The organism is Pseudomonas sp. 28 E 9, from assembly GCF_900004785.1.
In the GTDB taxonomy this organism is placed as follows: Bacteria; Pseudomonadota; Gammaproteobacteria; order Pseudomonadales; family Pseudomonadaceae; genus Aquipseudomonas; species Aquipseudomonas orientalis_A.
Window position 1 is genome coordinate 84,744 of sequence record NZ_CVTK01000030.1, and the last position, 21,041, is coordinate 105,784.

The window sequence follows — 21,041 nt, forward strand, 5'->3', positions numbered from 1 at the left end:
ACTTCATGGAAGAATACAGCAAACGAAAATTAGAAATCGAGTCCTACCTTAAGCTCGTATCATTCATCAGCGGCGATAACGTGCTCATAAGCAATGATGACAATGAGACACAAAAAATAACACCACTTGAGTCAACCACTTTAAAAGCGTCGTTCTACTTAGTTCTTTACAACATAGTTGAAGCAACTGTCCGCGAGGGCATAAGAAGTATTTACAATAAGATAACTGATGATGGCCTATCCTTCTTAGATCTCAATGAGAAACTACAAGAAATTTGGTGGCACGCTCACCAAGAGTCAATTTCAGCGACCCCTAGAGATACTCTGATTAGAAAGGTTTATGAGGTCTACTGTCTTTGCCGGACAGAAACCAGCCCCGCATTCCAAGACTTTATAGCTGGTGTGTCTGGAAACTTAGATGCCGAAGGTATCAGATCCGTATGCAGGAAATACGGAATTGATACCATCGCTGATGGTCGCGACCTAAAAAAGGTAAAAGATAACAGAAACTGGTTGGCCCATGGGAACAAGTCATTTTCTGAGGTTGGAAAAGACTCTACTCCTTCTGAGCTAAAGGAGGCTATGATCAAAGTTCTTTCGTTTTTAGAAGAATACGTCAACAACGTAACAGATTATTTAAAAAATGAAAAATATGCACTCGCCGTATAAAGCTCTGGCAGTAGAGTTTATTACTTATTTTTCACACCCTACATATTATCTTACATCCTTTAAACTTAATTATTTCTTTCTCAACTCACTGGTTTAGCTGTTGCATGCGTGTCTGGATAGCCTCAATTTCATTTGCTACAAATTTGGAAAACATTAACCGAAAGAAAGAAAAAAGTGATAGACCCATTTAATATTTGGGGGAGCTCACTGGGATCATCGCGTACTACCGCGAAAAAGGGACCGGCAAAGAGAGGGCAGTGACAGCAGTGGATAGAGAATGGAACAGACTTGAGGTCAAAAATATCCCGGAAGGTTTGCCGTTAAAATGGCTAAAGTCATCTGCTCTGGACTACGAACCCAAATTTCATAGGCCATCACCAACCCAGTAATTTGATTCGCAAAGACTGCCTTATGGAGGTATTCGTAGCCCTGGACTCGGACGAAAAATCTAAGCATTTCATCGCTCAACGTAAAAAACTCACCGTGCTCTAAATCTAAAGCTTCTGAGGACTCAAGCAGCTTTCGATAGTAGAAGGCGATTTCGTCTTGGTCGTCTCCCCCTTGAGCACCTATCGGCAGCGTCATATCCGGCCGGCCGTTAAATCCTTCGTGTGCAACCTTGTGGCACTCGTAACACAGCGTAATTCCGTTGCCTAGTTCATATCGCGCCTGCGAAAGCAATGTCCTTCTAAAAACATGATGCGCTTGGACCCGATCGTCAGAATTACAGACGACACACTGATGAGCATCTCTAGCTCTGATAAACCGACTCCAAAGTGTAAGACACCACCTGTCTGAGCGGTTGTTATCAATTGCTCTATAGAGCCTATCTCTAAGCCTGATCAACTGTTCTTTATCGATAACAGGAACTCCCGAACTACTCACAACTCGCTCCTTGATCATCGTAGATTGATTGCGCCGGCCAACCTCGTACCGCGTAGCTCCAACTCACGATATTCCTATTGAACAACACCAAAAAAATAGCAAAAAAGCAGCCTCATCAGCGGCTTATTACCTTAGGCCTTCAGTTCATCTGACGTGTGCGTCTTAAGCCAGTCAGCCAAAGCAGCATTCATTCGCATTTGCCAGCCCGGCCCGGAAGCCCTGAATCGCTCCAGCACGTCAGCATCAAAACGAACATTAACGTGCTCTTTAGTGGCTATCGACTTTGGCCGCCCACGCTTGGGTTTGAGCATTTCCTTCGCCTGAGCTTTGCCGAACAACCCCACAGGCACCTCGCTGGCTGGCTTGGGCCTTAGCAAAGTCTTCAGCCGACCATTCCGAGTTCGCTGTATCGACCTTCTCAGGACGGAGTTTTTGGTCATAATTTTTGACCTCCCGTTTGTTGGTTTTACGAAAGCTGATGACGTGAACCGCGTCCCCCCGTGGGGTGAACACTACGACATGTAGCCGATCACCTATGTATCCCATCGCTCTATAACGACACGCGCCGCAGTCGAATCGATCATCTTCCAAGATCAAGGCCGTAGACCATTCAAGTCCCGCGCCAACGCAAACAGGAGTCCACGTTCTTCAACGTTGCGAGTGTCTTTGGCGGGGCCATAGGTAATCTGCATGCGATTATCATAGCCAAAATTAAATCTTCAACCCAATGTGCGCGTCGAAAGCCTAACCAAGCTTACGCCTAACCCCTTTAAACCCATCAATGCGCCATATGATGCGCACCTCCCACTCCCTGCAACAATGCCCCGCCCACCTGCGCCACTTTCCCCGACGCAGGATTCACCCGAATGATGCTCATCATCCCCAGATCCTCGTGCCCCAGCAGATGGCAGTGAAAGACAAAGTCCCCCACCACCTCGCCACGAAAATCCATTAACAGCGACACGCTCGGATACGGATCCTGCTTTTTCCCAGACCAGGCCGGCACCTCGATAGTGTCCAGGTATTGCCCCACAATCCCCGGCGCCTGCGGCTCTTTGCCGAAGTTATTCTGCCCTTGCACATAAAAATGAATTTGATGGATGTGGAACACGTGGTTTTCGGTGCTGCGGTTCTCCACGGACCATTGTTCGACCGAACCCTGCGTGGTGGTAATGCTCGGCGGCTCGTCCGGGTTGAAAACATGGGGCGCCTGACCGTCAACCGTCATGTAGAACTCGCTCTGGTCGGCGTTTTCGGAAAAATACAAATTGCGCTGCGCCGCGATAGCGGCTTGCGCCAGCCCAGCGAAGCGGCGTCCCGCCGCGTCGGAAATCTGCCGCGCAGGCACGCTGGCGACTTTTGCCTCAACGCTGGGTACGGTGTTAAGCGTGATCAACGGACGAGTCGGATTGCAATCGCCATCGGCGCCCGTATTGATGTTAGCGGTCATCAGCCTGGCTTGTTGCACAGTGGCCGCGGGCATAACTGCCACAAACTCAACGCGCGACGCGGGCGGCAAACGGAAATGGTTAACCGCAATGCTCTGACCGGCTGCGCCAGTACCATCTTGCGAGTTGATTGGAACGCCATCGATGGCGATCAGGTTCAGCGTCTGTGGGACATTGTCGTAGACAAGGCTCAGATCAAGTATTGAATCGGCAGAAATATTGGCGACTCGCCAAAATTGCGCCTGCTCGGCCGAGACCGGCAGTACGGCAGGGATAAAAGAAACCCCGTTTTTATCTGCGTATGAATTGACCGGCACATTATTCACCGTGACGTCGTGGAACGGCACGGCGACCCCACAGTTCCCCTCACCCTCTTTGAGGTCGTTGAGCTGGCGCTGATCACGCAGTACCAGGATCTGTTGCGGTAGTGCTCCGATTCCCGGAAAAAAACGCTCGATCCCATCCACAATCAGTGCGCCGGTCGCCCCGCCCATAACCACCGGCTCGGAAATCCCGTGCACGTGAGGGTGATACCAGTACATCCCCGGCGGTTCGTCGGTGGGAAAATCCAGCGTGTAGGTAAAGGTTTCACCGGAATTGATGATGGTCTTGATCACCTCATCCCCGCCGCACGTCGGAGCGGTATTGGTTCCGTGATAGTGCAGGTTCACCGATGTGCTGTTCATGAATTTCGCGCCGCAGTTAGGCGGATTGAGCGTCATCGGGTTAACGCCTTGAGGCGTATTGTTGGTAACCACCACTGTCAGCTTGTCACCGGGCAGTACGTGCAACGTAGGATTTTGCAAGCCATTGGGCGTCATAAAGCAGTAAAGCGTACGCCCCTGCGCATCAACACTCTGCTGGTAGGAGAAGCTCACCGCGAGCGCACCGTTCTGACTGTATAGCGCGGGAGGCGTCACCACTTGCGCGCCTTCGGCAAACCTTGGACATCCACCCGGTATAGCCGCGATTGCCGCATCCTTGGACGCTATGGAACCGGATTGTGCCGGTGCAATGCCAGACATGGACAGGAGCGCTACGCATGCCAATGTTGCCAGGGCGTTATTTCTTAAAAGTCCGTTCATATTCACCTCGTCATTGAGGATGCCCGGTGCGGGCCTGCTTCATTTCATTATGAGAATTGAACAACTTTATGAGGTAGAGCGAACGCCAACGACACGGGGGTGCCCCGGCAACGTTCCCTGTCATATCCTGCCAACCCTGAACCAGATTAGTTGAACAGTTGCAGAGGCAATGAGATTTTAAAGATCATTAAGTTATAAAGGCGATGGCAAAATGACATCCTCCAGCAATGCTTTATCTTCGAGGTACTGCTAGACCAATGACCATCCAACCCGAATCCCCTGCCCCTCTCCTACTACCGGACGACACAGCTGTGCTTTTCGACGGCACCTGCAAGCTTTGCAACGGGTGGGCACGGTTCATTATTCACCATGACCATGCTCATCGAATTCAGCTCGCAGCGGTTCAATCACCGGAAGGTCAAACACTATTAAAGTGGGCGGGGCTGCCGCAGGACCAATTCAACACCATTGTGCTCATTTCCAATGGCAGAGTGTCCGTGCGTTCCGAGGCGATGTTCGAGATTCTGGCGCGCCTGAGTGCTCAGTGGCGCTGGTTAACGGCTGCGCGAATCATCCCAACAGCACTGCGAGATTGGATGTACGACAAAATCGCGATAAATCGTTATAGGTTGTTTGGGAAGTACGACTCAGCTCGCCTTCCAGTGGCGGATCACGATGGGCGGTTTTTGAAAGCGCAGCGATAAAGAGGTCCAGTTTTCTATAATTTGCCTGCGCTTTTCAAACGGCTAAAATAATAAAAGTCGCGAATGACGCCTCCCCAACACCCAAGATGCATCCCTGATAAACTGCGCGCCATTCGCCTCGCTGACTCAGATTCCCATGTCCTTACAAACCGCCCCACTCTCCCGCCGCTTCTCCGTCGCCCCATGATGGATTGGAACAGTTAAACCTGTAGGCCACGTACTCCTTACTCTACAGAGCCGATCTACACGCTGCGTACCACTTTTGTACCATCCTTAATTCAACTCAGTCGCGCCCTCCCCTTAAGACAGGCGGCAACTGCCCTTCGGGAACCTGTCAGATACATCAAGTCCCTAGGGGGGTTCACTGGCCCCCACAATCCGCCATTTATCTCCGAGTCTCGGTCTCAGTCGTCGGAGGCGATCAGAGAAAATTCTCACCGCTTCGCTCGACATCGGCGAACTACAGGTGCCATAGAGTAGGTCTGCAAAGCAGAGAGCACCGCAAGCGAGAATTCCCTTTCAAGGGGAGGACATGGCAACCTAAAGTCCTTACGCATTGGCATCAAGACTCAGATGATGGATCAGCTGTAGCATGCGAAGGGTTGGCCGATGAGGCACATGCACACCCTTTCCCGCGCGGGTGTGAGGAATTTTAGGTTTGACGCGGAAGCGGTCGTGTACAATGATCTGTTGAATGAGGTGGATGGGCCAAGCTGCTGAGGCTGTGGCTTTGACATCCTGGCCTACTAATATTTCGTTCTTATAAAGGTTTGTTATGGCTGATCTGACAAAGGCTTATATATCTCAAGCCATATTTATATCCTCAACATCGCACAATGACCGGGTCAGATACCGGCAAGAAGATGCAGAGAATATTTTTGGCTCGCTCTTTGGGTCGCAGTCTCAACAGACTAATATTCCTGATGAACTAGATGCATCCGCTCCTAGATTGATTTTTCAAAGCGCTCACAAACAATTTCTGATTAGTAAAAATTCTGCCCAACTGGTTTTAGGTTTTCAGAATGCCGACAAACCGCTAAAAACGCAGACCGACGTAATTAGAGAAAATGTTTTAAAAGTAGCAAAAAAAGTTTATGAGTTTGGAGAGGTAACAGGAGAATTAGGGTTAGTGGTGACGTTTAATTTGCCACGCACGGAGCCGAGAACCGAGCTCAGCAAAAAAATATATGATAAATTTTTGCGTACCCCTGCATATGGCACCCTGGCAAGCTCCAGCTTTAAAGTTGGGTTCGAAACAGAGCAGAAACTTTATCTAAACCTCGAAGTAGATGTTTATGAAATGCGGAGGGGGGTCTTTAATAAGACCCACGTTGACGTTCAAAATATCGACTTCAGCAAACTGGAAGTGCAAGAAACTGGATTCTCATTTAAAGTTGACATCAACAACAAACCGCGATTTGGCTCGCACGAATCTTACATTACTGAGGTTGAGTTAGTTATGCGCTCACTGGACGAGTTCATATCAACCCGACTTGAAGACCACGTTAAACTCTAACATTCATTAAGGATAAGACAATGGAAGATTTTAAATTGTTCGACGTGAGTGACCTTACTAGAACTACAGTAAACCCAACGATAAGTGATCATTCCGCCTTCGACTTTGTAGCTAGAGTGAAAGGTTCCACGACGTCCAATTTTGCATCAGTTTCAATTATTGAAACAGACTCACTAATACAAAAATTCTCGCAGTATGCATTAAATACAGCTAGAGACATCAGCGTTTTGAAAGGCGTCGTTAACTGGCAGCATAAAGTCATTGACTACAACTCTAGCTACGCGGCACTACTTATGGAACAGATTGATGAAGAGGAATTTGAACGCGTCGCGGTAGAGTTTGCGGAGACGCAGGTTGATTATTCTTCCGGCGATTTAGCAGACTGTATTGAACGAGTACATAATCTGACTGGTATCGAATATACTGTAATGGATTATGCTAATATGTTTGGCTGCGGAGAGGAAGCTATCGAAGGCGCTATACTGAACGTTGCGGCAGACTCCTTGGCTATGCGCTTATGGAGTGAGGGTAAGGAAGAATGAAGTCTGTGATCATAGGTTCTTCTGTGGAAGGTATATCTATAGAAGTTCAATGCCGAAAGTACCATCAACTTCTCCCCTTAAAGAATGCTTTGCTAAATCGCATTGTATATCCGTTCAAGCTGAGCATATTTGGTAGAGTGACAATTCTCAAGCCGCTTGAGGAAGGAATGTTGCCTATAGATAAAAACTCTTTGGTCAATATCGGAGATGAGATCAAAGGTGAATCGATAGCAGGACATTGCGAAAGAGCACTTCCCAAGCCCGAGGTAAAGAAAGGCTCTGGCAGTCACAAAGCAAGCTTTATTAAAACTCGCGGTCATTCTTACGCACGTGTCGACATAGGCATCAGGGAAGTTTTACAGGCGAAAGATTCTGTTTGAATTTTTGCCATTATATCAGAAGGCGACAAGTTTCTTAGAAGACGGCGTCAACCACAGGAAAGATTCTCTCGATAGGTATGTGTTCCGAATTATGAATAGCCTCAATTATATTGAGTACCCACAATTCGCTCAAGAGGAACACAAGAAATATGATTGAATGCTTGTTGCTGACCACGCCTAAATTAATTGGCAATATTCACGCATAATAAGTAAACATCAAGATTTGGACCTCTTTTCGGTGGACGCTTCCGAACTCAGACTCCGCGTAGCAGGCTCTAGAAGCGTTTACCAAGCACTGATGGGCCTTATCGGGCATATTTTTTTCAAAGACCTGCCCATAGCTGCCTCCTACCTCCAGGTAATTTCCGCATTCCCCCAGAGTTATGCCAAGGATCGCTCGCGCCGCTGGGCAACGGTTTCCTGTGTTGCTTAAGTCCACCGCGGGTGTTCAATTATCTGAGACATGTGCGATGGCTTTGGTTCTGAGTCGAATCAGATTCGACTCCGATAAGCTCGCCATTTTCTGATCGGCAAGCGCGGTGAGCATTTCCCGCTATACGACCTGCGCGCCGCCCTGGATACGCTTTGTGCGATAACGTCATGCCCCCCTGCGCTGGGTAGCGCTATAGCGCTTTTCGTTAGTGAATGTCGCTTCAAGCCCAACAAACAATGCCAATGGCAACCATTCGACGCCGTGTAGGTGAAAGCGTGTGCATGTAGACGTAAAAGTTGTGAGCGCAGCGCAATGTAGTAAGCAGCTTCAAAAGCGCCTCGCCCAAGGCACATCTCGCGTTTTCATGTTGACCCATGGGAAAGAGGTTAGGAAGGTTAGTTTTTTGCTGGATTTCATGGAGGCCTTGTTTATTACGGGTTTTCGAAGGGGTGGCAAGGTTAGCTTTTTGGTTAGATCTGGTTATTTCGTAACCTTTATTACTGTTAAATATTAAATATATTAATTCCTTTAAAAACAAAAAGTTACGAATTACTAACCTTTAACCTAACCCAACCTAACCCACCGAAGTTAGGTCTCGAGCCCAACAAACACGGGCCTTCCAAGTCACAACCCCCCCCCCCAAAAAAAACTAACCTTTTTCCCGAGGCACCTACTGAATTCAGCTTTGTGTGCGTGCATATAAGCATTGCCAAAACACGCACCTTCGCAGGGTTCCGCAGGTTTCTGCCCCCTCTGAAACGCCAAGCAAGCGCCCAGCCTACGCCGCCGCGAGTGGTACGCAGGTATGCGGAAAAAACGACCCATTTAGCCCGCAGGCGAGGTGGGGGGACGACGGCGCGCGCCAGGTGCAGACCATCCTAACGACCGCGTGTAGCACGTCACTCCCCCGCAGACTTGTGGCACGCCACACCCCCGCACCGTGGGCGTGCGCATCCGGCCGGTGACGTGCCCTGACGCCGCCGAGCCACGACACGCCGGCCAACGGGTCAAGGCCCCGTATTTACTGGTTGAAGCCCTGCTTTCGATTGCCGTGCCGTCACCAAAATGCTATGTTGGAATGGGTTTTTTCACGTCATAGAAGCGCAAACTTTCATCCTCCCCCCGCTCACTTTTTTCCCCCCAGTCCGCCTCAGTGCCTACAGCTCGTCGCCTCAAATCGCGTACGTTGCAAACGTCGATTACTGTATGCGCATACAGTATTAATAAGCAGTCAATCGCATGACCCCCTTAGAACTCAAAACGGCTTGGCTCGCCAATTGGCGTCTGATGCTTGACGACGGTCTTAGCCGGATGAATAACCCCGAGGCTCACAGATCTATGTGCCGGTGGGTAACCCGCGACATGCTGGAGGCAGGGGTGATTGATCAAATGGAAAAGATGGAAATGGACGAGTTGGCTGACGCGGCCTATTGGCATGCCGTCGAAGAACTGGCTACCGACGCTGAAGAATACATGTTTGGTGGACACTACGATGTAGTGCGCAGAGCCGGATCGGAGTGCATTGGGCGGATAATGTCCAACACGTACTATTCAGTAACTGACCCAGGTGCGTCTGGGTTTGATGGAAAGCTGGTTGCCACCAACCGTGACCGTCGCCTGGAATTCCGCAACAGCAATAAAGCCTGGGCTTTAGAGGGGCTGCTGCTGATCGCACCATCCGGTGAGCTGTACGACTTGGTGCAGACTGCTCAAATTATCAATGGGAAGGTTTATCCAATCATCTGCGACGCGGACACCTATCGGGCGCTGGTAGATTGCGCCCAGGTCGCCTTGGAGGAGCATGATTTTGAAAGTTACCGCAAGGCCAGGCCCCTACTGCAATGCGCCCAATTCACCAAGTGCACCGCTTGTCTGGACCACTTCGGGCTGCGGGAAGACTGCCTGAAATGTTCAGGTCAGGGCTTTGTCCCTAAATCCGGCGGTCAGCCAACGTCATCCGCGTAAGCCGAAACCGCCTCGTCGACCAGCTCCCGCCATTCCCCGCAATCGATCACCTTGCGCTCAAGCATGCTGTCAGCCAAGGCCAGGCGCGTTTCATACCGGTACTCTGGCGACCCAGCTTCAAACTCCGCATCAGTGAGAAGCGCAAACCACGCTTCCATCTCGTTAACCTGCTGTATATCGGTTGTCATGACGAATCTCCCGCCCAGGTGTCTATTGGATAGAGACCGGCCGGGGTACGGCTGTTCACCAGGACCGACGGGCGGAAAAAATATGTGCGGAAGGCTCTCGCAGTACAGCGGCATCCACGACTTCGTTGCGGCGTTGAGCATGCCTAACGCGCTGGTTAATTCCGTAGGGGATATGCCGCTTGACCGCTATAACGTCGCTCCTACGACCCAGGTTGCACTACTGCACTTGCAGGGCGATCTGCTGCACGCCGATCCAGTGCGCTGGGGCTGGCGACCGCACTGGGCAAAGGACAGAGCCGCGCCAATCAATGCCCGAGTTGAGAAGGTCGCTCATGGGCCGTTCTTCCGCTCGATCTGGCCGAATCGCGCAATCGCGCCCATAGATAACTGGTTTGAATGGGTCGACGAAGGCGGGCCAAAAAAACAGCCCTACCTGATCCGTAGACGGGACGGCGCGCCGGTGCTATGTGCATCTATCGGCCAGCTACCTGACTCCGATGAGGGGCCAGGCGAGCATGACGGGTTCGTGATTATCACCGCCGACAGTGCCGGCGGCATGGTGGACATTCACGACAGAAGGCCCGTGGTGTTGACCCCGGACCTGGCCCGTGAATGGCTGGACCCGGCAACGCCCAAGGAGCGTGCCGAACAGATGGTGTTGCACCAGGGCGAGCCGTCCGAGTCCTTTGAATGGTTCAAGGTTGACGTCGCTGTGGGCAACGTGAAGAACAAACAGGCCGGTTTGATCCAGCCCTTGAGTTAGAAAAGTCCGCCGAGGGCGTTGGGCTCCCAGTTCATGATCACCAGCTCGCCGCTAACTTCGGCCTTCGCCTGGCGTTGATTGGCCGTGCTGTATCGAATATCCACCGTTTCGAAGTGGAATCCATCAAACACCCGCCTGATATCGGGGTGATCGTTGATGCTCACCATCACCTTGCCCTTGCAACGCCGCATGAACTCGGCCATCCGTTCATAGTTTTCGAAGGGGAAGTCCACGCCGTAGCCGGCGGTCTGCCAATACGGTGGGTCCATGTAATGGAAGGTATGTGGCCGGTCATAGCGCTCGGCGCATTCAAGCCACCCGAGATTCTCCACGTAGGTACCGGACAAGCGCTGCCAAGCTGCAGACAGGTTCTCCTCGATCCTCAGCAGGTTGATGGCTGGCCCCGTCGTTGCGGTACCAAAGGTTTGCCCACTGACCTTGCCGGCAAAAGCGTGGTGCTGCAGGTAGAAAAACCGAGCTGCGCGCTGAATATCGGTAAGGGTTTCCGGCCGGGTCATCTTCTGCCATTCGAACACCTGCCTTGAGCTGAGCGCCCACTTGAACTGGCGTACGAACTCTTCCAGGTGGTTCTGCACGACACGGTACAGCGTCACCAGGTCGCCGTTAATGTCGTTGAGAACTTCAACCGGCGCAGCCTGTGGACGCATGAAGTAAAGCGCGGCGCCGCCAGCAAAGACCTCGACATAGCACTCGTGGGGTGGAAAGAGTGGAATCAGACGATCTGCCAGGCGGCGCTTGCCGCCCATCCACGGGATAATAGGTGTGCTCATAAGTGATCCTTGTTTTGGAAATTGGATTCGCTTAGGCTTCGCACCCCCTGCGCAGTGGGGCGAGGCCTTGGTTGGAGCACTCGGCGTGTTCGAGTGATTCAGCGTCGAGCGGGTGTTAGCGCACCAGCTCGTCGCCTCGTTTACTGCGCAGGGGGTTTTTATGCCCCTACGGGAATTTCATAAGGTTTGAAGCGCACGACCTCCTCCCCAAGCCATTCATTCACCTGCGCCATACGCGCCTGAATCGGCTCCAGTTCATTGGCCGCGTAGATCTGCGCTGCTTCCCTGATCGATCCAAACCCACCCGCGTTTTGCGGCACGATGCCCATCAGTTGCGGTGGAATACGCAAGCTGGCCAGCACGTCGTCGCGAGTCTGATTTTTGATCGAGTTGAATTCATCCTTGGCTGTCACTTCGCTGACAGGGATGATCTGCAGCCCGTCTTTTTTGCCGTTGGGCGAATACACAAAAAGGTTGCGGAAGTTGCCAGGCCCCTTGGAGTCCTTCAGCGCCTTGCGTAGGGAGTCGACGTCCGCTTCGTTCTGCGCGGCGTCGGTCATATAAAGAATGAAACCGGCATGGCTGCCGTTCTCGTAATACTTGCGACGAAACAGCGTGGCTGACTCGTTCAGTAAGGCTGATTGCAAGGCGCTGATCCATTCGGGCAGGCCGTACACCTCCTGGTGCAGATCCGCCTCCCGCAGATGAAAAACGGTGCCCGGTTCAAATTCGTGCTCTTCCTTCCAGCCTTGCACCATGAACTGCCGGCCGTCCTTGCCCGAGCGCATGTACTTCGCCAGCGGCGGTACCAGCTCGCGCACCGGGCCGAGCATCGAGCGTCGCCCTTCCAGATAGCCGTTACCCAGGCAAAGAAAGTCCAGGGCGAACTGTTCGAACGCTGCCCGCGACAGCAGCCGGTGAGGAATGAAGGTTTTGCTCAGCAAATTGCGCTTGAACATCAGCCCCGAGTGAAGGTGCACGCTGGAACCCACAGAACGTGCCAGACCGTCCAGCGACAGCGGCGGCTCGTACCAGCGCCCGTTAAACCAGCACTCCAGATAATCGAACACCTCCCGACCGCTCAGTACGGGTGACGGGTCGCCGAAGCTGAACGCCTCCATCTTGCTGTCACTGCGCGGGATAAACTCTTGTGTTACCACGCCGGGTGCCTGAGCCAATTGCTTGTTATTTCTGCGGCGGTTCGACATCAAAAAATCTCCATCCGCCCGGTATTGGCAGAGGTCTGCCCCTCCAGCGGTTCGTTGTGCAATGCGTGAAAGAGCGCCCATGCCAGGTCGGCGTGGCCGGTGTTGTCGTTGCGGCCGGCGGTGTAGGTGAATTGGCGACCGCCTGCGGTGATGGTTTTGCGGATCGCCATCAGCGACTGCGCCATATCGGTCCAGCCGGCATCGAACTCCAGCCGGCCCCGGTGAATCACGTCGTAAGCCTTCAGCACCAGTCGGGTCTTGACCTCGGGCGAGTAGCTGAAGGTGGTGACGTTGGGGAAGAACTGGCGCACCAGCTGCGCCACGCCGCTGCCCAACCCGGTGACGTCGATCCCGATGTACGTCACCCAGTAACGGTCGCAGACAGCTTTGATTACGCTGGCCTGGGCCGCGAAGTCCATGCCCCGGAACTGGTGACGTTCCAGCACCCGGAACTTGCCGCCCGGTACCAGCGGCGGCGCGACCACCACCAGGCCGGAGCAGTCGCCGGTTTCCGCAGGGTCATAGCCCACCCAAACCTGGCGATCACCAAATGGGCGCATGGCAAAGGGCTTGTAGTCCTCGGCCCACTCGACCCAGCTGTCGACCATGCACGGCTGCAGCACCGTCAGCGGGAAAATGCTCGCACCGTCGTCAACGAACTCGCACATCAGCAGGTTGGCGAACGCATCGGGGCTGTACTCGCGGCGCAGCTCCTCAATATCGAACAGGTCGCAACCGCCCTGCTCCGCGTCGAGAATGGTGACGATCTGGCGCCACAACCGGTCTTCGCAGAATCGCCCTTGCTGGAGCGCGCCATGGGAAACATCGACCTTGGTGTGCTGCGCCGCCGGCTTGCCCTTGTTGAAGCGCTCCCCCGTCCAGAACGTGTACGCCTCATGAGCCATGGTCGACGGCGTCGAGAAGTAGGTTTTGCGCCACTTCTTGTGCATCGCCATACCCGACGCGACTTTGTTCAGCTCTTCGAATTTGAACGTCCAGAAGAATTCGTCGAAGTAGAAATTGCCGTGATAGCCCTGGGCGGTGCGCGCATTGGTACCGAGAAAAAACAGCTCGGCGCCATTGGGCAAAACAATGGGATCGCCGGTCAGCTCGACACCAATGACCTCGCGGGCGAACGCCTGGATGTACCCGCGAAACAGGTACGCCTGGTTCTTCGACGCCGATAAGAAGATCTGATTGCGGCCCGTCTCCAGCGCGTCAATGAACGCCTCGCGGGCAAAGTAGTAAGTGGCGCCGATCTGCCGGCTTTTGAGGATGACGCGAGTGCGCTGGTTTCCCGCCCGGTACCAATCTTTTTGGTAGTCGAAACACCCATCGATGAACGCTTCGCGCAGCAGCTCGATCTGGTCTTCGCTGATGTCGTTTTTCGGCGTCTTTTTCTTCGGCCCTTCGTTGCGCTTGGCAAGGTTGGGGTTGAGTTCGGTTTCGGTACCGCCGCCCTGAAAACGCTGAATGCGCGCCTGGCGCTCAAGCTGGCGGTGCAGCAGGTCAATTTCCTTGAAGTCACCGCCGCTCTTGCCTTCCTTGAGGATCAATTGCACCAGGCGCGCTTCCAGTGCGCCCCCAATCCGCTCAACGTTGTCGGCCCGGTCCCACTCGTCACGGGCCTTCCAGCTGTGTAGCGTTTTTTCCTTTTCGCCCGTAGCCTCGGCAATCTCGCAGATACGCCAACCCATCCAATAGAGGAACTTGGATTGGCGTCTGGGATCGATGGGGAGCAGTTCGGTCGTAGTCATGGCCGCGATGCTGCCGCTCTGGCCTGCGACTCAGTAGCGCCGCCCCTTGTAGATCCGCCCTCTACAATCTCGTCCCGTTGCCGCAACTCGCGCGCGTCACGACCATGCCCCTCATTGCAACGCACTTAGCGCCCAACGCATTGAGGATTCCAGGCATGAAGAAATTTCGCAGTAATTGGTTCCGTGTCGCCGTCGAGGGCGCTACCTCGGACAAGCGCACCATCAAACGCAGTTGGCTGGAACAAGCGGCGAAAAACTTCAACCCATCCACCTACGGCGCCCGGATCTGGCTGGAGCACTTCCGCAGTTTGCTGCCAGACAGCCCGTTCAAAGCCTACGGCGACGTGCTCGCGGTCAAGACCGAAGAAGTTGAAATCAACGGTCAAAAGAAGCTGGCCTTGTTTGCACAGGTCGAGCCGACGCCCGACCTGATCGCTATGAATAAGGCCAAGCAGAAGATTTACACCTCCATCGAAATCGACGACAGCTTCTCGGATACGGGCGAGGCGTACATCGTCGGCCTGGCTGTGACCGATTCCCCGGCCAGTCTGGGCACCGACGTGCTGTCCTTCTCGGCGCAGAAACCAGAATCCAGCCCATTCAAAGACCGCCACTACTCGGCGACGTCGATGTTCACCGAGGCCGTTGAAACGGAACTGCGGTTTGAGGAAGTCGAAGACAAGCCCAGCCTCAGCGCCCAGCTTTTCAGCAAGGTCCAGGCGCTGCTGGGCGGCAAACAGGCGAAGGACGATGCAGAGTTCGCCCAGATCGGCCAAGCCGTCGAAGCGATCGCCGACCACGTCAAAGACCTGCCGGATCAAATTGCCGCCGAGAAAAAATTCTCCGGTGAACTGAACACCAAGGTCGAGCAGCTCAGCAGAGACCTGGTCGAGCTGAAAACGATCCTCGGCAACACACAAGACCACTCCCAAGCCCAGCGCCCACCGGTAACCGGCGGCGGCAAACAAGCCCTGGCTGAATTCTGACCTGCGGCCTCAACCGCCCAGCCCCCTATCGGAGACACCCATGCGTAACGACACTCGAAAACTCTTCACCGGCTACCTCGCCCAAGTGGCACAGATCAACGGCGTCGAATCGGCCACCGCCACGTTCAGCGTGGACCCGACTATCCAGCAGCGCCTGGAAACCAAGATTCAGGAATCGAGCGAGTTCCTGACCAAAGTCAACGTCATCGGCGTCGACGAACAGGAAGGCGAGAAGGTCGGTTTAGGCGTCGGCGGCACCGTTGCCAGCCGCACCAACACCAAGGTCAAGAAGCGTGAGCCCAGCAGCATTGGCACCCTGTCCAGCGACAAATACCGGGCTGAGCAGACCGACTTTGACACCTACGTCAGTTACAAGCAGCTCGACGCCTGGGCGAAGTTCCCTGACTTCCAAACTCGTCTTGCCAGCGCAATTGCCCAACGTCAGGCGCTCGACCGTATCCAAATCGGTTTCTACGGCACTTCGGCCGCCGAACAAACCGACCGCACCGCGCACCCATTGCTGGAAGACGTCAACATCGGTTGGCTCCAGCAGTACCGCACTCACGCGCCTGACCGAGTGCTGAAAGAAGGTGCTGTCGCCGGCAAGATCACTATCGGCAAAACCGGTGATTTTAAGAACATCGACGCCCTGGTCTACGACGCCATCCAGCTGCTTGACCCCTGGTATCGCCGTAACCCCGGCCTGGTAGTGCTGACTGGTCGCGAGCTGGTCCACGACAAGTTCTTGGCCTTGGTCAATAAGGACCAGGACGCGACCAACACCCTGGCGAGCGATCTGATCATCTCGCAACGCCGCGTCGGTGGCCTGCCCCTGTACGAAGTGCCGTATATGCCGGAAGGCGCCATCCTCATCACCACCTTCGCCAACCTGTCGGTGTACTGGCAGATCGGTGGGCGCCGCCGCTACCTCAAAGAGGAGCCGGAGTGGAACCGCGTCAGCAACTTCGAATCGTCGAACGAGGCCTATGTGGTCGAGGAATACGGCCTTGGTTGCCTGCTGGAAAACATCACCCCAGTCGAAGAAGCCGGCAGCGAGGGTTAACCCCATGGCACTCAGCATCGCTCAAGCCCACCAGCGCCGCGCACGCGCGGCCATGGAGGCAGCTAAAACGGCACCACAGCAATCCATGGCCGGTGCCACCGCCTACGAGCACCAACTGAATCAGCTGCTGCAGGACCGCTTGCGCTTGAAGGCCATCCAGTCCAACGAAGGCAAGGCCGCACTCAAACTGCAACTGCTGCCTGAGTACATCCCGTATGTAGAGGGTGTGCTCCACGCTGGCAACGGCGCCCAGGACGACGTGATGACTACCGTCATGATCTGGCGCATCGATGTCGAGGACTACAGAGGCGCCCTGGACATTGCCGACTACGTGCTCAAGCACAAGCTGATCATGCCGGACCGTTTCGAACGCACTACCGGTTGCCTGGTGGCGGAAGAAATCGCCACTGCAGCACTAAAAGCTCAAAAGGCCAATGGTTCTTTCGACTTGGCGATCCTGCACCGCACGGTAGAGCTGACCGAAGACGAGGACATGCCCGACCAAGCCCGCGCCAAGCTGTTCCTGGCGACCGGCCGCGCCACCCTGAATGGCATCACCGCCGAGGAACCCGGTCAACCGGGGCAGATCCAGGCGGGCGTTGATTTGCTCAAGCGCGCCATCGAGTTGCACGACGGATGCGGCGGCAAAAAAGATTTGGACGGCGCCGAACGCCTCCTGAAAAAACACGCTGCCACTGGCAGCTGACCGAGCGTCCCCACGCACCCCGCCGGCTCGGGGCGGATCGGCCAGGCCGCTCCTCCTGAACGTGAAGCCCCGACCACCGGCGACCTATTTTTGAGTGCAGTCTCATGAGCGCATTTGTAGCCAGTGGCACCGTCGCCAGCGGCCACATCAACACCGACCCGTTCTGGCCGTCGATTGATCTGGATAGCCTGCGCGCCACCCTGCGCATCGACTCCAGCGTCACCCCGGCTCGTCTGGAAACCGCCGTGATCGCTGCCGCCATCAACCTCAACCGCGAGTTAAGCGACTGGCGAACGGCTCAGCAAGCCGCCGGTTACACCACGTTGGAAGAGGTCCCAGGTGATCGCATCAAAGACGTATCAGTACAGGCCCACCTCTATCGTCGTGCAATCGAGGCAGCAACTGGTGCCGAAGTATGCGAGCGCTACCGCGACTACAGCGCCACCAACACCGGCAACAAACAGGCCGAAGAGGTCGCCCCCACCATCGACGACTACCGCCGCGACCTGCGCTGGGCCATCCGTGATTTTCTCAGGAAAAGCCGCACCACCGTGGAGCTGATCTGATGGCCGTCGCCGTCCGCGCCAATCAAAACGACACCGTCGACGCCCTGTGCTGGCGGTATTACGGCCGAACCGCAGGCGTCACCGAAGCGGTGCTGCAGGCGAACCCCGGCCTGGCCGACTACGGTCCCGTCCTGCCGCAAGGCCTCGTTATCAACATGCCCGAAGCCCAGACCAGCGCGCCACAACGGCAGATGGTGAACCTATGGGACTGACCCACTGCTACCAAGGAAACCCACACCATGGCTGATCCGACTTCCAGCGTTGTGTCCGGCCTGCTCATTGGCTTGGGCCTGGCGAGCGTTACGCCAGTCATCGACGACGGGGCGCTGTTCGGCGCCATCCTCGGCGCTTGGCTGGTCACCAGCACCAAGCGCGACCTCAAGGTTTGGCAGCGCCTGGGCTCTCTGTTCCTATCGGCCGGGGTGGGCTACCTGTTCGCCCCCATGGCCTTGCAAGCAATCCCGTTCATCACCAGCGGCGGTAGCGCTTTCCTCTGTGCCCTGGTGGTCATCCCGATCAGCATCAAACTGATGGTGTGGGTGGAAAAGGCGGATATCTGGGACATCTGGCGTCGCATCCGAGGGGGCACCTGATATGCCGAACATCGAACTGGCCGTGCAGTTGATCGCGGCAATCGCCTACTTGCTGAGCGCTCTGCGCCTGGCCTGTTACACCCGAGGGGATGCGCGGTACCGGCGCAGCATCTCCCTGCTGGCAAGCCTGTTTGGCGGAGTGCTCTGCATCTGCGGTCTGGAAATCCTACTGGACCGTCAGCCGACGAGCTTCGGCCAGGCCGCAGCCATCGTGCTGCTCTGCATCCTGATTTTCCGTTCACGCGGCAACGTCGCCGCCCTGTTGAGGCCCAGTGCATGACCACCACCCTTCGCCACGGCGACCGCTCGCAGGCGGTGCTTATTCTGCAAAAGAACCTCAACAGGTACGGTGCCAACCTGGTGCCGGACGGCCACTACGGTGACGCCACCGAGATCGCCGTACGCGCCTACCAGTTGAAAGTTGGCTTGGTAGCCGATGGCGTTGCCGGCACCAAGACCCAATCCAGCCTGGCAGGCGGCGACTGTGCCCAACTGCTGCGCAACCACGACCTGATAACCGCTGCTGAACGCCTCGGCGTGCCGCTGGCGACTATCTACGCCGTCAACGAAGTGGAATCGAAGGGCAAAGGCTTCCTGGAAAACGGCAAGCCGGTGATCCTGTTCGAACGGCACGTCATGTACCGCCAGCTCGCGAAGGTTCGACACAACGGTGATGACCCGGCGCAGATCAAGCGTCACGCCGATGAACTCGCTGCGACCAATCCCGCCCTGGTCAACCCGAAGGCCGGTGGTTACATCGGCGGTACCGCCGAGCACCAACGCCTGGCCATGGCCCGCCAGATCGACGACACGGCCGCACTGGAATCGGCGTCCTGGGGCGCCTTTCAAATCATGGGTTACCACTGGCAACGTCTTGGCTACGCCAGCGTGAAGGAATTTGTGGCAGCAATGAGCGCCGGCGAATCGCAGCAATTCGACGCCTTCACCTGCTTCATCGAGACGGACCCGACGCTGCACAAGGCCCTGAAGGCCCGCAAATGGGCCGAGTTCGCCCGTCTCTACAACGGGCCGGACTATCTGCGGAACCTTTACGACACCAAGCTTCAGCGAGCGTACGAGCGGCACGCCAACTGCGAGTGCGGGAAAGGGGTGGCGGCATGATCGACTTCGAAGCGGTTCAAAAACTCAGGGTGCAGGACGGTGACCTTTTGGTGGTGCCGGAATCGACCGAACAGGAAGACATGGTGCGGCTGGCCGAGTGCATCCAGCTGATGAACAACGCAAGGGCAGTAATCGTACGCGGCCCGATTAAACAGCTCGACACCGCTGCCATGAACAAACTCGGCTGGTACCGGGCGTGAGCACCCTGCGCCAGGCTCTGTACGGCATTGCGCTGCTCGGTGCCCTGGTGCTGCTGATCTGGGGCCAGCAACAGCGCATAGACGCCGCCGAGGGCAAAGCCGCGCGGGCAAGTGACGCCGCCAGAACAGCCCGCGAAGACGCGAACCGTAACCTGACCACCGTCAACACTCTCACCACCACCCTGCTGCAGGAACGCGAAAGCCAGTCCGCTCTGCGCGCCCAGCAGGACCAACTGCGCCAGGCCCTGGCAAAGCGCGCACGAACCATAGAGGAACTGAAACGTGAAAACGACGAACTACGCGACTGGGCTGCTCGGCCTCTCCCTGACGCTGCTCGCCGGCTGCGTGAACGCCCCGCCCTCACAGGCGCCGCAGCTTACCGTGACTGGCTGTCCGGCCGTGGTACCGTGCCAGCTGCCGGCGACAAGCCCGCTCGTTAATGGCAACCAGTTGACCGACCAAGACCGCGTCGAAGCCGCCTGGGCCGAGTGCGCAGCCCAAGTCGACATGGTCTACAAACACCAGCAGGCCCACCCATGAACAAGCACGAAAGCCTGCGCGCTCACCTGCTGGCCACCGTTGCCGACTTGAAGCACAACCCCGACCTGTTGCTGATCTTCATCGACAACGGCAAGGTGCGCTGCACCGCTGCGGCGACCCTTTCTTTTGAGTACAGCTACGATCTGCAGATTATCTTGACCGCCTTCGCGGGTCACCCTGACAGCGTGATGCTGCCCGTATTGGGGTGGATCAGCATCAACCAACCGGAGCTGCTCGAAAACTACGAAAAAATGCAGACCGGTATTCAGTTCGAAGCCGACATTCTTGATAAAGAAAAAGTGGATCTGGGCCTTACATTGCGCCTGACCGAACGGGTGGTGGTAGGCACGGATGAGCAAGGTAAAACCATTGTCCGTCATGTGGGTGAGCCACAACGAGTGGCTGGTTATCTCGATCCGAATTGGATACCGGGTTCCCAAGGCAACGCCAGCGAATGGATGTTTCCCGATGACAAATAAGCTGGAAGCGCTTGAGACCTGGGCGTCCGGCCTGCTGGAGCAACTGCAGCCAGGCGCCCGCAATAAACTCGCCCGCTCCATCGCTCAAGACCTGCGACGTAGTCAGCAGAAGCGGGTGCAGACGCAGCAAAACCCGGATGGCAGCAAGTTCGCACCCCGGAAAAAGCGGGACTTGCGCGGCAAGCAAGGCCGTATCCGGCGTAAGGTTGAGATGTTCAAAAAGCTGCGTACCGCGACCTATATGAAGGCCCGAGGCGCCAGCAACGCCGTGACGGTGGGATTTACCGGCCGGATCTCCCGCATCGCCAGGGTTCACCAGTACGGGTTGAAGGATCGCGCGCAGCGTAACGCACCTCAGGTCCAATACGATCAGCGAGAGGTTCTTGGCTTTACCGACGCTGACCTCGATTTGATCCGCGATGGATTGATCGACTATTTGTCCGTATAACTCAT

General features: G+C 55.4%; 28 protein-coding genes. 20 read left to right on the forward strand and 8 right to left on the reverse strand.

The window, feature by feature from the left end:
* Positions 1-5: 5 nt before the first annotated feature.
* Positions 6-668 carry an MAE_28990/MAE_18760 family HEPN-like nuclease gene (locus BFQ00_RS06850; RefSeq protein ID WP_130184069.1) on the forward strand — a complete coding sequence of 221 codons (663 nt, stop codon included), beginning with the start codon at positions 6-8 and terminating at the stop codon, positions 666-668.
* A 294-nt stretch (positions 669-962) separates the two neighbouring features.
* Here BFQ00_RS06850 and BFQ00_RS28970 read toward each other — a convergent pair whose 3' ends face one another.
* The 4 genes from BFQ00_RS28970 to BFQ00_RS06865 all read right to left on the reverse strand — a co-directional run bounded on the left by BFQ00_RS28970 (position 963) and on the right by BFQ00_RS06865 (position 4,086).
* A complete protein-coding gene (locus BFQ00_RS28970; protein ID WP_130184070.1) occupies positions 963-1,553 on the reverse strand; it encodes an HNH endonuclease in 591 nt (196 codons plus the stop codon).
* A 131-nt stretch (positions 1,554-1,684) separates the two neighbouring features.
* Positions 1,685-1,864, reverse strand: a complete 180-nt coding sequence (locus tag BFQ00_RS29585; protein WP_170827537.1) for a BrnA antitoxin family protein — start codon at positions 1,862-1,864, stop codon at positions 1,685-1,687.
* Positions 1,821-2,150 (reverse strand): BrnT family toxin, encoded by a 330-nt coding sequence (locus tag BFQ00_RS30355; RefSeq protein ID WP_207223914.1) that lies wholly within the window; start codon positions 2,148-2,150, stop codon positions 1,821-1,823. The genes BFQ00_RS29585 and BFQ00_RS30355 overlap by 44 nt, the downstream gene beginning before the upstream one ends.
* 181 nt (positions 2,151-2,331) lie before the next feature.
* Positions 2,332-4,086 carry a multicopper oxidase family protein gene (locus tag BFQ00_RS06865; RefSeq protein WP_083227309.1) on the reverse strand — a complete coding sequence of 585 codons (1,755 nt, stop codon included), beginning with the start codon at positions 4,084-4,086 and terminating at the stop codon, positions 2,332-2,334.
* Positions 4,087-4,343: 257 nt separating this feature from the next.
* Here BFQ00_RS06865 and BFQ00_RS06870 point away from each other — a divergent pair, with 257 nt between their 5' ends.
* The 5 genes from BFQ00_RS06870 (at position 4,344) to BFQ00_RS06885 (ending at position 9,626) form a co-directional block, all read left to right on the forward strand.
* Positions 4,344-4,790, forward strand: a complete 447-nt coding sequence (locus tag BFQ00_RS06870; RefSeq protein WP_065933028.1) for a thiol-disulfide oxidoreductase DCC family protein — start codon at positions 4,344-4,346, stop codon at positions 4,788-4,790.
* A gap of 775 nt (positions 4,791-5,565) precedes the next feature.
* Positions 5,566-6,306: a hypothetical protein gene (locus BFQ00_RS06875; protein ID WP_065932273.1), complete on the forward strand. Its 741-nt coding sequence runs from the start codon at positions 5,566-5,568 to the stop codon at positions 6,304-6,306.
* A 20-nt stretch (positions 6,307-6,326) separates the two neighbouring features.
* Entirely contained in the window at positions 6,327-6,848 is a 522-nt protein-coding gene (locus tag BFQ00_RS06880; RefSeq protein WP_065932274.1) for a hypothetical protein, read from the forward strand.
* A complete protein-coding gene (locus BFQ00_RS28975) occupies positions 6,845-7,228 on the forward strand; it encodes a hypothetical protein (RefSeq protein ID WP_139114955.1) in 384 nt (127 codons plus the stop codon). Before BFQ00_RS06880 ends, BFQ00_RS28975 begins: the two co-directional genes overlap by 4 nt.
* 1,672 nt (positions 7,229-8,900) lie before the next feature.
* Entirely contained in the window at positions 8,901-9,626 is a 726-nt protein-coding gene (locus tag BFQ00_RS06885) for a hypothetical protein (protein WP_065932275.1), read from the forward strand.
* On the opposite strand, the gene BFQ00_RS06890 is transcribed toward BFQ00_RS06885, so the two are convergent.
* Positions 9,605-9,814 (reverse strand): hypothetical protein, encoded by a 210-nt coding sequence (locus BFQ00_RS06890; protein WP_005786229.1) that lies wholly within the window; start codon positions 9,812-9,814, stop codon positions 9,605-9,607. The genes BFQ00_RS06885 and BFQ00_RS06890 overlap by 22 nt on opposite strands.
* An 82-nt stretch (positions 9,815-9,896) precedes the next feature.
* Between BFQ00_RS06890 and BFQ00_RS06895 the strand changes: the two genes are divergently transcribed.
* Complete coding sequence (locus BFQ00_RS06895; RefSeq protein ID WP_065932276.1) at positions 9,897-10,577, forward strand: SOS response-associated peptidase family protein; 681 nt, start codon at positions 9,897-9,899, stop codon at positions 10,575-10,577.
* Here BFQ00_RS06895 and BFQ00_RS06900 read toward each other — a convergent pair.
* From BFQ00_RS06900 to BFQ00_RS06910, 3 genes are all read right to left on the reverse strand, one after another.
* The gene (locus tag BFQ00_RS06900) at positions 10,574-11,368 is read right to left on the reverse strand and encodes a DNA adenine methylase (RefSeq protein WP_065932277.1); all 795 of its coding nucleotides are present in this window, start codon (positions 11,366-11,368) and stop codon (positions 10,574-10,576) included. The genes BFQ00_RS06895 and BFQ00_RS06900 overlap by 4 nt on opposite strands.
* 158 nt (positions 11,369-11,526) lie before the next feature.
* Positions 11,527-12,576, reverse strand: a complete 1,050-nt coding sequence (locus BFQ00_RS06905) for a phage portal protein (RefSeq protein ID WP_065932278.1) — start codon at positions 12,574-12,576, stop codon at positions 11,527-11,529.
* The gene (locus BFQ00_RS06910; RefSeq protein WP_065932279.1) at positions 12,576-14,333 is read right to left on the reverse strand and encodes a terminase ATPase subunit family protein; all 1,758 of its coding nucleotides are present in this window, start codon (positions 14,331-14,333) and stop codon (positions 12,576-12,578) included. Before BFQ00_RS06910 ends, BFQ00_RS06905 begins: the two co-directional genes overlap by 1 nt.
* Before the next feature lie 155 nt (positions 14,334-14,488).
* On the opposite strand from BFQ00_RS06910, the gene BFQ00_RS06915 reads away from it, so the two are divergent.
* The 13 genes from BFQ00_RS06915 to BFQ00_RS06970 all read left to right on the forward strand — a co-directional run bounded on the left by BFQ00_RS06915 (position 14,489) and on the right by BFQ00_RS06970 (position 21,036).
* Complete coding sequence (locus tag BFQ00_RS06915; RefSeq protein ID WP_065932280.1) at positions 14,489-15,319, forward strand: GPO family capsid scaffolding protein; 831 nt, start codon at positions 14,489-14,491, stop codon at positions 15,317-15,319.
* A gap of 40 nt (positions 15,320-15,359) precedes the next feature.
* Positions 15,360-16,382 (forward strand): phage major capsid protein, P2 family, encoded by a 1,023-nt coding sequence (locus BFQ00_RS06920; protein WP_057704545.1) that lies wholly within the window; start codon positions 15,360-15,362, stop codon positions 16,380-16,382.
* Positions 16,383-16,386: 4 nt separating this feature from the next.
* Positions 16,387-17,088 carry a phage terminase small subunit gene (locus BFQ00_RS06925; protein WP_065932281.1) on the forward strand — a complete coding sequence of 234 codons (702 nt, stop codon included), beginning with the start codon at positions 16,387-16,389 and terminating at the stop codon, positions 17,086-17,088.
* A gap of 104 nt (positions 17,089-17,192) precedes the next feature.
* Positions 17,193-17,654, forward strand: a complete 462-nt coding sequence (locus tag BFQ00_RS06930) for a head completion/stabilization protein (protein ID WP_065932282.1) — start codon at positions 17,193-17,195, stop codon at positions 17,652-17,654.
* Positions 17,654-17,866 (forward strand): tail protein X, encoded by a 213-nt coding sequence (locus BFQ00_RS06935; RefSeq protein ID WP_065932283.1) that lies wholly within the window; start codon positions 17,654-17,656, stop codon positions 17,864-17,866. Before BFQ00_RS06930 ends, BFQ00_RS06935 begins: the two co-directional genes overlap by 1 nt.
* A 27-nt stretch (positions 17,867-17,893) precedes the next feature.
* Positions 17,894-18,247: a putative holin gene (locus BFQ00_RS06940; protein WP_019818195.1), complete on the forward strand. Its 354-nt coding sequence runs from the start codon at positions 17,894-17,896 to the stop codon at positions 18,245-18,247.
* 1 nt (position 18,248) lies between these two features.
* Positions 18,249-18,527 carry a phage holin family protein gene (locus BFQ00_RS06945; RefSeq protein ID WP_065932284.1) on the forward strand — a complete coding sequence of 93 codons (279 nt, stop codon included), beginning with the start codon at positions 18,249-18,251 and terminating at the stop codon, positions 18,525-18,527.
* Complete coding sequence (locus BFQ00_RS06950; protein ID WP_065932285.1) at positions 18,524-19,369, forward strand: N-acetylmuramidase domain-containing protein; 846 nt, start codon at positions 18,524-18,526, stop codon at positions 19,367-19,369. Before BFQ00_RS06945 ends, BFQ00_RS06950 begins: the two co-directional genes overlap by 4 nt.
* Positions 19,366-19,569, forward strand: a complete 204-nt coding sequence (locus BFQ00_RS06955) for a hypothetical protein (RefSeq protein ID WP_057704552.1) — start codon at positions 19,366-19,368, stop codon at positions 19,567-19,569. Before BFQ00_RS06950 ends, BFQ00_RS06955 begins: the two co-directional genes overlap by 4 nt.
* Positions 19,566-20,009, forward strand: a complete 444-nt coding sequence (gene lysB / locus BFQ00_RS29930; protein ID WP_065932286.1) for an Rz-like lysis system protein LysB — start codon at positions 19,566-19,568, stop codon at positions 20,007-20,009. The genes BFQ00_RS06955 and lysB overlap by 4 nt, the downstream gene beginning before the upstream one ends.
* Positions 19,915-20,109 (forward strand): Rz1-like lysis system protein LysC, encoded by a 195-nt coding sequence (gene lysC, locus BFQ00_RS29795; protein ID WP_256535305.1) that lies wholly within the window; start codon positions 19,915-19,917, stop codon positions 20,107-20,109. The genes lysB and lysC overlap by 95 nt, the downstream gene beginning before the upstream one ends.
* Positions 20,106-20,588 (forward strand): phage tail protein, encoded by a 483-nt coding sequence (locus BFQ00_RS06965; RefSeq protein WP_065932287.1) that lies wholly within the window; start codon positions 20,106-20,108, stop codon positions 20,586-20,588. The genes lysC and BFQ00_RS06965 overlap by 4 nt, the downstream gene beginning before the upstream one ends.
* Positions 20,578-21,036, forward strand: a complete 459-nt coding sequence (locus tag BFQ00_RS06970; RefSeq protein ID WP_065932288.1) for a phage virion morphogenesis protein — start codon at positions 20,578-20,580, stop codon at positions 21,034-21,036. The genes BFQ00_RS06965 and BFQ00_RS06970 overlap by 11 nt, the downstream gene beginning before the upstream one ends.
* The last annotated feature ends 5 nt before the right edge of the window (positions 21,037-21,041 follow it).